Origin of the sequence: Kordiimonas sp. SCSIO 12603, from assembly GCF_024398035.1 — a bacterium.
Taxonomy (GTDB): domain Bacteria; phylum Pseudomonadota; class Alphaproteobacteria; order Sphingomonadales; family Kordiimonadaceae; genus Kordiimonas.
This window is the reverse complement of record NZ_CP073748.1, coordinates 2559555-2572427: the sequence shown is the minus strand read 5'-3', so window position 1 is coordinate 2572427 and position 12873 is coordinate 2559555. Positions and strand designations below refer to the sequence as shown.

The window sequence follows — 12873 nt, the reverse complement described above, 5'->3', positions numbered from 1 at the left end:
CATGTGTATTTGTGCACAAATTAAGTAGAATTTTATCATTAACAAAGCGTTAGGGACTTTTGGAAGAAAGTACTTCCGACAGATTCGATGAAAAATCGATTAATTATTGACTAAAGTAGCACCTAATATAGAAATCAGGCGAAGTAAGATGAGCGGTTACGACTTTAATGATCCCAGTTTTTTGTTCCTCGACATTCTTTCTCTTGTGGAGCGACTTCACCGTCGCTTGCTCGATGTAATTAAGAACCATCTTGAAGCTATCGGCAAAAATGACCTGAACCCAGTGCAGGCACTGTTGATTTACAACATTGGCGAAAATGAAATGACGGCTGGCGAGCTTAAAACCAGAGGTTATTATCAGGGTTCAAATGTTTCCTATAATCTGAAGAAGTTAGTTGAAATGGGGTATTTACGCCATGAACGTTCTGATTATGACCGCAGAGCTGTTCGTATTTCATTAACTGATCAAGGGTATGATATCCGCAAAATGGTGGACGAACTTTATCAGAAACATCTTGAAGAACTTATGCATGATGATTTGATTAATCATGAAGAACTGAAGAGCCTACGTAAGAATTTGCGTAACCTTGAGCGCTTCTGGTCTGATAAAATTCACTTTGGCCTTTAATAGTGCGAATTATTATCACTAAAAATCGACTAAATCGATGATTATGTGCGACATTTTCGTCTATAGACACCAAGCTAAACATTGCGTTATGAAGGCCACGCTTGTAAATTAGTGCAAGAAATTAGTGGACAGGTAACGTTATGGATTATGAAAAGATCTTTGCTGATGCGATTGATGCAATCCGCGATGAAGGCCGATATCGGGTCTTTGCGGATATCTCGCGTGAAAGAGGTCAGTTCCCGCGGGCTATTCGCCATGACGCTGGGGATAACGCTAAATCCATAACTGTTTGGTGCTCAAATGATTATCTGGGCATGGGGCAGCACCCAAAGGTTCTGGAAGCGATGCATACTGCACTGGATGAAACCGGTGCAGGTGCGGGCGGTACACGTAATATTTCAGGTACTAACCATTATCACGTTCTTCTTGAAGAAGAGCTTGCTGATTTACACGGTAAAGAACAAGCCCTTCTATTTACTTCGGGTTATATTTCAAATGAAGCAACACTTTCAACAGTAGCGAAGTTACTTCCTGGCTGTATTGTGTTTTCAGATGAACTTAATCACGCCTCTATGATCCAAGGTATTCGTAATAGTGGTGCCAAGAAACATATCTTCCGTCACAATGATCTTGAGCATCTTGAGGAACTGCTGAAAGCAGCTGATCCGAACGCACCAAAGCTTATTGCCTTTGAATCTGTTTATTCGATGGATGGCGATATTGCACCAATTGAAGCAATCTGTGATTTGGCTGATAAATACGGTGCTATGACATACCTAGATGAAGTACATGCGGTTGGCATGTATGGTCCTCGTGGTGGTGGTGTTTCGGAGCGTGACAAAGTTGCCCACCGTTTGACTATTATTGAAGGCACGTTAGGTAAAGCTTTCGGTGTGATGGGCGGCTATATTGCTTCTTCCAAGGCTCTTGTTGATGTTGTGCGCAGTTATGCATCAGGCTTTATCTTTACAACTGCTCTAAGTCCAGTTCTGGCTGCTGGTGCTCTCGCAAGTATTCGTCACCTAAAAGGAAGTAGTGTTGAGCGAGACGAGCAGAAAGTTCGTGCGAATGAGCTAAAGAAACGTATGGCTGATGCTAATCTTCCGGTTATGGACAGTGTAAGTCATATTGTGCCTTTGTTCATCGGCGATCCTGTTCTTTGTAAAGAGGCGTCGGACTTACTGTTAAATGAATACGGTATTTACGTTCAGCCAATTAACTATCCAACTGTTCCTCGCGGCACTGAGCGGCTTCGCTTCACACCGGGTCCTCTGCATGATGATTCTTCAATGGATGCTCTTGTAGAAGCTTTGACGGAAGTGTGGGGGCGCTTGAGCCTTACGCGAGCGATTGCAGTTTAAAGAGACTTCAAATGGCAGGCGATGTTATTGTTGAGTTTGTTCGAGTAGGGAACATGCTTAAAGTATCTGCGGTGTGTGCACGCACCGGGCGAGAGATAAGTATTGCAGGTGATCCTAAAGCGCCTAGAGCGCAACTTGAAAAAATTGCTATTGATAAACTTAGATATGTTATGAAAAAAGACGCTGCACAGACAGAGTCTGTACAGCGCGGTATTTTGATTTAACTATTAAATTCAATCTTAACGTTTCTTGCCAAGACCAATTTTCTTCGCGAATTCTGACCTTTTTGCTGCATAAGCAGGTGCGACCATGGGATAGTCTGCGGGTAACCCCCATTTTGCCCGATATTCCTCTGGCGACATATCGTAATGGGAACGAAGATAGCGTTTGAGCATTTTGAGTTTCTTACCATCTTCCAGACATACAATATATTCGTTGGTGAAAGATTTCTTAAGAGGCACAGCTGGTTTAGGACTGTGTATGTTGACTTGATCAGGTCCTAGAGTGCTGAGTGTGCTATAGACCGTTTTAATGACATCAGGAAGTTCAGACGAATTCACGGTGTTGTTGCTTACGTAGGCAGTTACTATCTCTGCAGCAAGTCCAAGAAGTTCGTTTGAAGAATTAATATTAACAGATTCAGTAGTCATTAAATTATGGCTCCGACTTATTCTTATGCCTAGCTATGCTTATTGCAGAAGAACATTACTAATTACAACACCTAATAGTTGATATGTGATCTTTTTATTCTTAACAAATGGTTAATTATCCCTGTAATTAGGAAGGAAAACTTAATAATTTAGTAATATTCAAATAAATACTAGATTTTGGAAGCTTTTCTTGGGTTGTGACTATATCTATGATATTCAGCGGCAAATGAATGGCTAGGTACAGTTTTTTGTACCTGAATTGGAGTAAGCTGATGGCAGACAAAACGATTGCCTTTGCATCTGATCACGCAGGTTTTGAGCTAAAAGAAACGCTTAAAACATATCTTTCTGAACAAGGTTACGAAGTTTTGGATTTAGGGGCGCATAGTCTCGAATCCGTTGATTATCCAGACTTTGGCAAAGCTATGGGGGATGCTATTGCTGAAGGTAAAGCAAATAAAGGGATACTTGTTTGCGGATCAGGCATCGGGATTTCCATTGCTGCAAACAGAAACCCGGCTGTGAGAGCAGCACTTGTACAGTCTGGTTTGGCAGCAAAGCTCGCGCGCCAACACAATGATGCGAATGTGATTTCTCTTGGCGCAAGGTTGGTTGGTGTTGAAACAGCGTATGACTGTGTAGATGCGTTTTTAGCAACAGATTTTGAAGGTGGACGTCACCAAAGAAGAGTAGACAAACTTTCTTCTTAAAAAACTAATAATCACTTTTGGGACAACAAACTATCTAAAATAATGGGATAGGCTTTTAGATAGTTTTTATGTGAAGGTATTTGCCATGTCTAAATTTACTCAGGATGGTTTTTTCTCTGCAAGTCTAGCTGCCTCTGATCCAGAACTAATGGCTTCAGTAAGCGGTGAACTTGAGCGCCAACAAAATCAGATCGAACTGATCGCATCTGAAAATATTGTCAGCCGAGCAGTAATTGAAGCTCAAGGCTCAGTACTCACAAATAAATACGCAGAGGGGTACCCAAACCGTCGTTATTATCAGGGCTGTCATTATGTCGATGTTGCTGAAAGTCTTGCTATTGAACGTGCGAAAGAGATCTTTGGTGCAGAATTTGTAAATGTGCAGCCTCATTCTGGTGCGCAGGCAAATGGCGCAGTGATGCTGGCGCTTACTAAGCCGGGCGATACCATTATGGGAATGTCTCTTGATGCTGGCGGCCACCTTACGCACGGTGCTGCTCCTGCACTTTCTGGTAAATGGTATAACGCTGTTCAATATGGTGTACGTCGTGAAGACGCTTTGATCGATTATGATCAAGTAGAAGAAATGGCAAAAGAGCATAAGCCGGTTATTATTATTGCTGGTGGTTCAGCATATCCGCGTGAAATTGATTTTAAGCGTTTCCGTGAAATTGCTGATAGTGTTGGCGCTATCCTTATGGTTGATATGGCGCATTTTGCGGGACTTGTTGCTGGTAAAGTACATGCAAACCCGCTTGAGCACGCACACATCGTTACTACAACAACGCATAAAACACTTCGCGGACCACGTGGTGGCATGATCCTTACCAACGATGAAGCGATTTCTAAGAAGATCAATTCAGCAGTATTTCCTGGTTTGCAGGGTGGTCCGCTTATGCATGTGATCGCGGCAAAGGCAGTTGCATTCGGTGAAGCGCTTCGCCCGGAATTTAAGGAATATGCTGCACAAGTTGTTGAAAATGCGCAAGCTCTGGCAGCACGCCTTAAGGAAAATGGTTTTGATATCGTGTCAGAAGGCACAGACACCCACGTTGTTCTCGTTGACTTGCGCCCGAAAGGCCTGACGGGTAAAGCCGCGGATGAAGCACTTGAACGCTCACTGATGACGTGTAACAAAAACGGTGTACCGTTTGATCCTGAAAAACCGTTTGTAACATCAGGTATTCGCCTTGGTACACCAGCAGGCACAACACGCGGGTTCGGTGTGGAAGAATTTGTTCAGATCGCTGACATGATCACTGAGGTACTAGATGGCCTTGCGGCTAACCCTGAGAATAACGAAGCGGCTGAAGCATCTGTGCGTGAAAAGGTAGCAGATCTCTGCAAGCAGTTCCCAATTTATGAAGAATTGGGCTAAGCTAGCTCCAAAAATAATAAAGTAGCGCGAGACACTCGCGCTGCTACCATCTTTACTAAGGGGGAATTTATGCGCTGTCCGTTTTGTCAACACGAAGATACGCAGGTAAAAGATAGCCGACCTACGGAAGATAAATCTTCTATTCGTCGTCGCCGTTTTTGTCCTGGCTGTGGTGCTCGTTTTACAACATTTGAGCGCGTGCAGTTGCGTGAGCTAACGGTGCTTAAGAAAACAGGCCGCAAAGTTCCTTTTGAGCGTGATAAGCTAGAGCGCTCTCTAGACATTGCCCTTAGAAAACGACCTGTAGATCCAGATCAGGTAGACCGTATGATTAATGGTATTGTGCGCCGACTGGAATCAATGGGGGAAAGCGAAATTGAATCTGATCAGATTGGCACTCTTGTAATGGAGGGCCTGCAAAACCTAGATCAGGTTGCTTATGTACGTTATGCGTCTGTGTACCGTAACTTCCGCGAAGCGAAGGATTTTGAGAAATTCCTTGGTGGTATGGAAGATCATGAAGAGGACGCAGTGAAGGGCGAATAGTGGCTTCTTTTTCTTCGGAAGATAAAAAATGGATGCGTGCTGCACTTGGGCTGGCACGCCGTGGCCTCGGACAGACTGCACCCAATCCTTCGGTTGGGTGCATTTTAGTAAGGGATGGAATTGTTGTAGGGCGTGGTAATACGCAGCCTGGCGGCCGCCCTCATGCTGAAGTAGTTGCTCTTCGGCAAGCAGGTACTAAGGCAAAAGGTTCCACTGTTTACGTTACTTTGGAGCCCTGTTCTCATTACGGGAAAACACCACCGTGTTCAGAAGCATTAATTAATGCGGAGGTGGTGCGCGTTGTCGCTGCGGTTGACGATAATGATGCACGTGTTTCGGGCACAGGTCTGAAGATGCTTCATGAAGCAGGTATTCAAGTAGATGTTGGGCTATTTTCCGAAGAGGCTCTCGAGCTTAATAGGGGCTTTTTCCTTTCGAATACCGATGCTAGACCAGAATTCTCAATAAAAGTAGCGACAAGCCTTGATGGCAAGATTGCATTAGTGAGCGGGGAAAGTAAATGGATTACTGGTTCTGAAGCCCGACGTTATGGTCACATGTTGCGAGCACAGCATGATGGTATCCTTGTTGGTGTGAATACAGTTCTTGCAGATGATCCCTCATTAGATTGCAGAATAGACGGTCTGGAAGATAGGTCTCCTGTACGGATTATTTTGGATAGTGAGTACCGAACGCCTGTTTCGTCAAAACTCGTTCAATCTTCTAGTCAAAGAGACCTTTATGTTTTGGGTGGAAAGCAAAACTCGAATGCAAGAAATTTGGCAAAGGCTGGAGCGAAAATTATAGAATTACCGACGTCAGGTGATATGCAAGCTATAGGAAGCGCGCTTTCTGATGTTGGTCTACGACGAATTCTTGTGGAAGGTGGCGGGCAGGTTTATGCCTCCTTTTTAAAGGCCAACATGTGCGATACTTTGTATCATTTTCAGGCTGGAAAATTACTTGGTGCAGAAAGTAAAAACGGAATTGGTGAATTAGGCCTTGCCCAATTGTCATCTTCACCCCATTTAAAGGCCCAGAAAGTATTATCCGTTGGTGATGATATGCTCACAATTTATAAAAAGCCGGAGTAACCCAGAGCTATGTTTACAGGAATTGTAACAGACGTTGGAACAGTACAGTCAGTTGAAGGGGAGGGTGATGTACGCCTTAAACTTTCAACATCTTACGACACCTCGGGTATCGATATTGGCGCATCTATCGCGTGCTCTGGCGTTTGTCTTACCGTTGTAACTAAAGGTGATAATTTCTTCTCTGCTGATGTATCACGAGAAACCACAAGTGTTACAAACCTTGGAGCTTGGGAAAAAGGTACTGAAGTGAACCTCGAACGTTCGCTTAAGGTCGGTGATGAACTGGGCGGTCATATAGTAACTGGTCATGTCGATTGTGTGGGTGAAATTGTAACTTTCGAATCAGTGGACGAATCGATTCTGTTACAGATTCTTGTACCTGAAGCGTTTGGTCATAATGTTGCGAAGAAAGGTAGCATTACCATCAATGGTGTTTCCCTTACAGTCAATGAAGTTGAAGACCTTGAGGATAGTACAAAGGTGTCTATCAATGTTATTCCGCATACTCAGGAAGTGACAAATTTCCGCCAAGCGCAAGTTGGCGATAAAGTGAATGTAGAATTTGATATTTTGGCGCGCTATGTAGCTCGCCTGCAAGATAAAGGCTAAGAACGTGCCGCAAAGATTTCTATCCCCAATCGAAGATGTGATCGAAGATGCCAGAAATGGTAAAATGTATATCCTTGTTGATGATGAAGACAGGGAAAATGAAGGGGATTTGATTATCCCGGCACAGATGGCGACAGCTGATAAAATCAATTTTATGGCTAAATACGGCCGCGGCCTTATTTGTTTACCTCTCACAAGAGCCCGAGTGGAAAAACTCGGCCTTAACTTGATGAGTACAAATAATCAGAGCCGCCATGAAACTGCATTCACCACATCAATAGAAGCAAAAACTGGTGTAACGACTGGTATTTCTGCTGCTGACCGTGCGCGTACGATTGAGGTGGCGATTGATGCTGATGCTACAAAATATGATTTAGCAACACCGGGGCACGTATTCCCGCTTGTTGCGAAAGATGGTGGTGTATTGGTGCGCGCAGGTCATACAGAGGCATCTGTTGATATTTCTCGCCTTGCCGGCCTTGATCCATCCGCAGTGATTTGTGAGATCATGAATGAAGACGGTACCATGGCACGCTTGCCTGATCTTGTTGAGTTTGCGAAAAAGCACGATCTGAAAGTAGCCACTATTCGTGATCTTATCGCCTACCGTCTCAAGAATGATGTGCTGGTGGAACGAGTAACTGATTCTGCTTTCCGTAGACAATCTGGTAAAGACTGGCGTGTGTCTGTTTACACATCAACAGGTAATCACCGGGAAACTGTCGCGCTTACGCTAGGTAATATCAACGAAGAGGAAACAATCCCTGTTCGTATGCATAGCCTTAACCCGTTTGAGGACCTTCTGGGTATGGATCATCCGCGTACAGGCCAGCTTGAGCGTGCGATGCAAGCTATTGAAAAAGAAGGTAAAGGCGTTGTTGTAGTATTCCCTGGGCTTACAGCAAAACGTCCGTCGCAAATTATCAGCGGCGAAGGCTCAAGCGATAAGGAAGACGGTGCTTTAAAGGATTATGGTATTGGTGCACAAATTCTTAGGGATTTGGGTGTTAAGCATATGGCGCTTTATTCAAATACACCAAGTAACATAGTAGGGCTTGAAGGATACGGTCTAGATATCGTAGAACAGCGCCAGATTCCTGAAGTAGAATAAACTTCAGTAAAGTTTAAAGGATTTATTCAATGTCAAAAATGCACCTACTTATTGTTGAGGCGCGCTTCTATGAAGAACTTGCTGACGAATTAGCAGCAGGCGCTATCGAAGCAATTGAAGCAGTGGGCGGCACCTATGAGCGTATTGATGTGCCGGGGGCGCTGGAAATCCCTACGGCGATTAAATATGCGGCTGATGGCAGTGCAAAGCAGTTTGATGGTTATGTAGCATTGGGTGCTGTTATCCGCGGTGAGACAACGCACTATGATTATGTGTGTGGTGAAAGTGCCCGAGGACTTATGGACCTTGGTCTTGATCATAATCTTGCAATTGGTAACGGTATTCTGACAATTGAAGATTGGGATCAGGCGAGAGCCCGCGCAAGACGTTCTGAAATGAACAAAGGTGGCGGTGCAGCTAATGCAGCTATTCGCATGATCGAACTTAAGAAAGAGTTTGGAGTTTAAGATGGCAGGTAAGCCAAAAATCGGCGGCCCTCGCAGTGCAGCAAGACTTGGTGCAGTTCAGGCGTTGTTCCAATTGGATCAGGGCGACGAGAAAAATGCACAAGTGATTTCAACAGAATATATTGAACACCGCCTTGGCCAAGAGATTGAGGGTGATCAGTATGTTGCTGCTGATGAAAAGTTGTTCGCTGATATCACTCGTGGTGCATGGATGCGGAAAGAAGAGTGGGATGAGGTGATTACGCCTTGTCTTACTGATGATTGGCCGCTTGAACGTCTTGAGCCGCTTATTCGTTCAATTTTCCGTGCAGGTGCTTATGAGCTTACTGCACGTCCTGACGTGCCAACAAAGGTAATCATCAATGAATATATTGATGTTGCCCACGCGTTTTATGAGAGAGCCGAGATTTCCTTTGTGAATGGCGTTCTTGATAAAATGGCGAAAAGTGCTCGTGCATAAGGTATAATCAGGCGGGAAATATTGATATGCCTGATGAATTTAACCTGATTGAGAAATATTTAGCTCCTTTGGCTGCGCCGGAGGGGCTTTCTCTTTTAGATGATGCTGCTTGTGTGCCTATGCGTTTAGGGCACGATCAAATACTTACCAAGGATGTCTTGGTTGCTGGGACCCATTTCTTCGATGGTGATGATCCTCTTTCTTTGGCTTTTAAAGCTGTTTCCGTAAATGTTTCTGACCTTGCCGCTAAAGGCGCAGAGCCAGCTCTCTATATGCTTGGTTTAAGTTTGCCTAAAACACTGGATGCAGAGCCCTGGCTGGAGAAATTTGTTGCTGGTTTAAGTGAGGCACAAAGTGTTTATGGCCTTCAGTTGTTGGGGGGGGATAGCACCAGCACCTCAGGACCTCTTACCATCAGTATCACTGCAATTGGGTATGTACCAAACGGCACAATGATCAGGCGGAACGGAGCGAAGGTAGGTGATAATGTTTATGTTACCGGTAACTTGGGAGAGGCTGCTTTTGCACTTCAGGTGATATTAGGGAATATTAAAGCTCCTGATATCTCCTTAGCATCTTACTATAAACCCAGGGCGCAGCATCTAACGGGACAAGCACTTCGTGGTATAGCTTCGGCTGCCGCAGATGTATCAGACGGTTTGATAGCTGATGTTGGCCATATTGCAAAAGCGTCTGGTGTTAAGGTGACATTACAGTTGGATTTACTTCCATATTCTGCAGCGGTAAATGAGCTAACTATTGAGCGAGATGAACTTCTTCAGCTTGTTTATTCTGGTGGTGATGATTACCAAATTGTTTTTACAGCTTCTGAATGCGATGCGGATAAGCTCGTGCGACTGGCACAGGAAAATGGCGTAAAAATCACCCGAATTGGCGAAGTGGTAGAGGGTTCAAGTGTGGAAATCATTGATACTAATGGTAAAAAAGTGCAAGTTAGCCATCAAGGGTTTAATCATTTTAGTGGAAATTGAGGATTTTTCATGTCTGAAGATGCAGTTGATGATGAAGGTGGGGGCTCAGGCAAGGTTCTTTTAATCTTGGGACTGGTGCTTGGTGTTGGTATTGGCGGCGGCGCTGGCTACTTTATGTCTGGTAGTGGTGGTGAAGGTGCGCCAGCAGAAGCGGAAGAAAAAGTAGAAGAAATGAAGCCTAAAGGTGACCTTCTGCCAATTGATATCGAAAAACTGACTGTACCTATTTATTCGATGCGTAATAATTCACGCCGGTTCATTGGCAATTTCTTTGTTGATGTACGCTTGCAAGTTTACGGACAGGAAAAACAGATTGCTGTTAAACGAGCGGAAACACAGCTTCAACATGCTTTTCTTTCTGCTATGAGCCGGGCGGATCTAATGGTTGAAGGATCTACTTCTGATATTGATTTTGATAAAGCAGCTATGATTTTGAAAAGCAGAGCTGATGAGATATTAGGAGCTGATATTGTAGAAAATGTATCCATTATCAAGAGTGTTCGAATGGGGCGTTAGTATACTTGAAATACAGGTTTTATGGGCGGTTCTTTTGAACCGCCTTTTTTGTTTCTGAATTGATAAGCTTGTCAAAAAGCTTTTTCACACATAAGGTTACAAGACACATGCACCTTGCATGATGTGTTTTACACGGGCTCGGCGGATATTTTGAGTATCGCCGTCCGTGGGCGGACTGTTCACGAGTATCGCCGCCCCTGAGCTCCTTTGTTGGGTTTAATAGGGGGAGGATATCCTATGGAAGTTTTGTATGCTGCCATTCTGTGTGGTCTGGTGGCCGTGTTGTACGGCGTTGTAACCCGAAGCTCTATTCTTTCAGCTAGTGCGGGTAATGAAAAAATGCAAGAGATTGCGCAAGCCATCCAGGAAGGCGCGCAAGCTTATCTTAATAGACAATATCGAACTATTGCTGTTGTGGGTGTTATTGTAACGGCAGCTTTATTCTTAACTCTTGGTCAGCTTTCAGCACTTGGTTTTGTAATTGGCGCTGTGCTTTCGGGTGCTGCTGGTTATATAGGCATGATTATCTCTGTGCGTGCCAATGTACGTACGACAGAAGCAAGCCGTACTGGATTGCAGGAAGGTTTGACTATTGCCTTTAAATCCGGTGCCGTTACCGGAATGTTAGTTGCGGGGCTGGCGCTTTTGGCCGTTGCAGGTTTTTACTATGTAATGGTCGGCCCAATGGGAATTAATCCCACCGATCGTCTTGTTATTGATAGCTTGGTATCGCTGGGCTTTGGGGCGTCTCTTATTTCAATTTTCGCGCGTCTTGGTGGAGGTATTTTCACGAAAGGTGCGGATGTTGGTGCAGACCTTGTAGGTAAGGTAGAAGCAGGTATCCCTGAGGATGATCCAAGAAATCCAGCCGTGATTGCCGATAATGTTGGCGATAACGTTGGCGATTGTGCTGGTATGGCAGCTGACTTGTTTGAAACTTATGTGGTGACAGTTGGTGCAACCATGGTGCTTGCTGCGCTGTTTATGCAGACAGGGGCCGCAGAGATCATGCAACTTCCGTTGATTATTGGTGGTGGCTGTATTCTTACCTCAATCTTTGGTACTTTCTTTGTTAAGCTTGGAAGTAACAATTCCATTATGGGGGCTTTGTATAAAGGTTTTATCGTAACGGCGCTTCTATCGGCTGTGGTGATGTGGTTTGCCATGCAATGGGCACTTGGAGATATGAACAGTGTGTTCACTGCAGGTGAAACCTCCTTTACGGGAAGAACGCTTTTCTATTGTGGCCTTGTCGGACTTGCGGTGACCGGTGTGATCATCTGGCTTACAGAATATTATACAAGCACAGAATTCAGGCCGGTAAGGTCTATCGCAAAATCTTCTGAAACAGGTCATGGTACCAACGTAATTCAGGGACTTGCAATTTCGCTTGAATCAACTGCGTTGCCTACACTGGTTATTTGTGCAGGTATTATTGTTGCTTATAATCTTGCTGGTGTTCTTGGGCTTGGTTTTGCTGCAACTGCGATGCTCGCTCTTGCAGGAATGGTGGTTGCTCTTGATGCATATGGCCCGGTTACAGATAATGCGGGTGGTATTGCAGAGATGGCTGGCCTTGATGACGAAGTGCGAGACCGTACTGATGCACTGGATGCGGTAGGTAACACGACAAAGGCAGTAACCAAAGGTTATGCTATTGGTTCTGCAGGTTTAGCAGCCCTTGTACTCTTTGGTGCCTATACAGCCGACTTGAAAGAGTATTTCGGTGACTTGTCCGTTGATTTCAGTTTGGCGAATCCATTTGTTATCGTTGGCCTATTTATTGGTGCCATGCTCCCATATCTCTTCGGTGCTATGGGTATGACAGCAGTTGGCCGCGCTGGTGGTGAAGTTGTGGAAGAGGTTAGGGCACAGTTTGCGGAAAATCCGGGTATTATGGAAGGTACCTCCAAACCTGATTATGCTAAATCTGTTGATCTACTAACAAAAACAGCAATTAAAGAAATGGTCGTGCCGAGCTTATTGCCGATTATTGCACCTATCGCTACTTACTTTGTGATTAATGCTGTTGCGGGGCAAGCTGCTGCCTTTGCGGCTCTTGGTGCCTTGCTTGTTGGTGTGATCGTGGGTGGTTTATTTGTCGCTATTTCCATGACTGCAGGTGGTGGTGCATGGGATAATGCCAAGAAGTATATTGAAGATGGTAATCATGGTGGTAAAGGCTCAGAAGCTCATAAGGCTGCAGTAACCGGTGATACTGTTGGTGACCCTTATAAGGATACCGCGGGGCCAGCTGTAAATCCTATGATCAAGATTACCAATATTGTCGCGCTTTTATTATTGGCGATGTTAGCGCACTGATCAAATAGCCATAAAAGAAGAAAGCCTCG

Annotated in this window: 15 protein-coding genes; 14 read left to right on the top strand and 1 reads right to left on the bottom strand. The window is 44.6% G+C overall.

The genetic code is table 11. From position 1 onward, the window contains the following. Positions 1-148 precede the first annotated feature (148 nt). The 3 genes from KFE96_RS11955 (at position 149) to KFE96_RS11945 (ending at position 2213) form a co-directional block, all read left to right on the top strand. Positions 149-628 (top strand): MarR family winged helix-turn-helix transcriptional regulator, encoded by a 480-nt coding sequence (locus tag KFE96_RS11955; RefSeq protein ID WP_247020219.1) that lies wholly within the window; start codon positions 149-151, stop codon positions 626-628. 140 nt (positions 629-768) lie between these two features. Then, the gene (gene hemA, locus KFE96_RS11950; protein ID WP_255832792.1) at positions 769-1989 is read left to right on the top strand and encodes a 5-aminolevulinate synthase; all 1221 of its coding nucleotides are present in this window, start codon (positions 769-771) and stop codon (positions 1987-1989) included. 11 nt (positions 1990-2000) lie between these two features. Next, entirely contained in the window at positions 2001-2213 is a 213-nt protein-coding gene (locus KFE96_RS11945; RefSeq protein ID WP_255832791.1) for a hypothetical protein, read from the top strand. 15 nt (positions 2214-2228) lie between these two features. On the opposite strand, the gene KFE96_RS11940 is transcribed toward KFE96_RS11945, so the two are convergent. After that, positions 2229-2639, bottom strand: coding sequence for a MucR family transcriptional regulator (locus tag KFE96_RS11940; protein ID WP_247020213.1), 411 nt, complete (start codon positions 2637-2639; stop codon positions 2229-2231). Between the two features lie 272 nt (positions 2640-2911). Here KFE96_RS11940 and rpiB point away from each other — a divergent pair, with 272 nt between their 5' ends. The 11 genes from rpiB to KFE96_RS11885 all read left to right on the top strand — a co-directional run bounded on the left by rpiB (position 2912) and on the right by KFE96_RS11885 (position 12844). After that, positions 2912-3349, top strand: coding sequence for a ribose 5-phosphate isomerase B (rpiB, locus tag KFE96_RS11935; RefSeq protein WP_255832790.1), 438 nt, complete (start codon positions 2912-2914; stop codon positions 3347-3349). Positions 3350-3434: 85 nt separating this feature from the next. Next, positions 3435-4727, top strand: coding sequence for a serine hydroxymethyltransferase (glyA, locus tag KFE96_RS11930; RefSeq protein WP_255832789.1), 1293 nt, complete (start codon positions 3435-3437; stop codon positions 4725-4727). A gap of 69 nt (positions 4728-4796) precedes the next feature. Beyond that, positions 4797-5273 (top strand): transcriptional regulator NrdR, encoded by a 477-nt coding sequence (nrdR, locus tag KFE96_RS11925; protein ID WP_247020207.1) that lies wholly within the window; start codon positions 4797-4799, stop codon positions 5271-5273. Continuing rightward, positions 5273-6367, top strand: a complete 1095-nt coding sequence (gene ribD / locus KFE96_RS11920) for a bifunctional diaminohydroxyphosphoribosylaminopyrimidine deaminase/5-amino-6-(5-phosphoribosylamino)uracil reductase RibD (RefSeq protein WP_255832788.1) — start codon at positions 5273-5275, stop codon at positions 6365-6367. The genes nrdR and ribD overlap by 1 nt, the downstream gene beginning before the upstream one ends. 9 nt (positions 6368-6376) lie before the next feature. Then, positions 6377-6976, top strand: coding sequence for a riboflavin synthase (locus tag KFE96_RS11915; protein ID WP_255832787.1), 600 nt, complete (start codon positions 6377-6379; stop codon positions 6974-6976). Positions 6977-6980: 4 nt separating this feature from the next. Next, positions 6981-8087 (top strand): 3,4-dihydroxy-2-butanone-4-phosphate synthase, encoded by a 1107-nt coding sequence (ribB, locus tag KFE96_RS11910; RefSeq protein WP_255832786.1) that lies wholly within the window; start codon positions 6981-6983, stop codon positions 8085-8087. Between the two features lie 20 nt (positions 8088-8107). Beyond that, on the top strand, positions 8108-8554 hold the full coding sequence (locus tag KFE96_RS11905) for a 6,7-dimethyl-8-ribityllumazine synthase (protein ID WP_370650588.1): 447 nt from the start codon (positions 8108-8110) through the stop codon (positions 8552-8554). 1 nt (position 8555) lies between these two features. Beyond that, positions 8556-9014, top strand: coding sequence for a transcription antitermination factor NusB (gene nusB, locus KFE96_RS11900; protein ID WP_255832784.1), 459 nt, complete (start codon positions 8556-8558; stop codon positions 9012-9014). Positions 9015-9040: 26 nt separating this feature from the next. After that, positions 9041-10006 (top strand): thiamine-phosphate kinase, encoded by a 966-nt coding sequence (thiL, locus tag KFE96_RS11895; RefSeq protein WP_255832783.1) that lies wholly within the window; start codon positions 9041-9043, stop codon positions 10004-10006. Between the two features lie 9 nt (positions 10007-10015). After that, positions 10016-10522, top strand: a complete 507-nt coding sequence (locus tag KFE96_RS11890; protein WP_255832782.1) for a hypothetical protein — start codon at positions 10016-10018, stop codon at positions 10520-10522. Positions 10523-10759: 237 nt separating this feature from the next. Further along, positions 10760-12844: a sodium-translocating pyrophosphatase gene (locus KFE96_RS11885; RefSeq protein ID WP_255832781.1), complete on the top strand. Its 2085-nt coding sequence runs from the start codon at positions 10760-10762 to the stop codon at positions 12842-12844. Positions 12845-12873: the final 29 nt, after the last annotated feature.

Coding starts and splice junctions, on each gene's coding strand:
- rpiB (WP_255832790.1), top strand. CDS start 2,912: ATGGCAGACAAAACGATTGCCTTTGCATCTGATCACGCAGGTTTTGAG.
- hemA (WP_255832792.1), top strand. CDS start 769: ATGGATTATGAAAAGATCTTTGCTGATGCGATTGATGCAATCCGCGAT.
- KFE96_RS11885 (WP_255832781.1), top strand. CDS start 10,760: ATGGAAGTTTTGTATGCTGCCATTCTGTGTGGTCTGGTGGCCGTGTTG.
- KFE96_RS11955 (WP_247020219.1), top strand. CDS start 149: ATGAGCGGTTACGACTTTAATGATCCCAGTTTTTTGTTCCTCGACATT.
- glyA (WP_255832789.1), top strand. CDS start 3,435: ATGTCTAAATTTACTCAGGATGGTTTTTTCTCTGCAAGTCTAGCTGCC.
- KFE96_RS11945 (WP_255832791.1), top strand. CDS start 2,001: ATGGCAGGCGATGTTATTGTTGAGTTTGTTCGAGTAGGGAACATGCTT.
- nusB (WP_255832784.1), top strand. CDS start 8,556: ATGGCAGGTAAGCCAAAAATCGGCGGCCCTCGCAGTGCAGCAAGACTT.
- KFE96_RS11940 (WP_247020213.1), bottom strand. CDS start 2,639: ATGACTACTGAATCTGTTAATATTAATTCTTCAAACGAACTTCTTGGA.
- thiL (WP_255832783.1), top strand. CDS start 9,041: ATGCCTGATGAATTTAACCTGATTGAGAAATATTTAGCTCCTTTGGCT.
- KFE96_RS11915 (WP_255832787.1), top strand. CDS start 6,377: ATGTTTACAGGAATTGTAACAGACGTTGGAACAGTACAGTCAGTTGAA.
- nrdR (WP_247020207.1), top strand. CDS start 4,797: ATGCGCTGTCCGTTTTGTCAACACGAAGATACGCAGGTAAAAGATAGC.
- KFE96_RS11890 (WP_255832782.1), top strand. CDS start 10,016: ATGTCTGAAGATGCAGTTGATGATGAAGGTGGGGGCTCAGGCAAGGTT.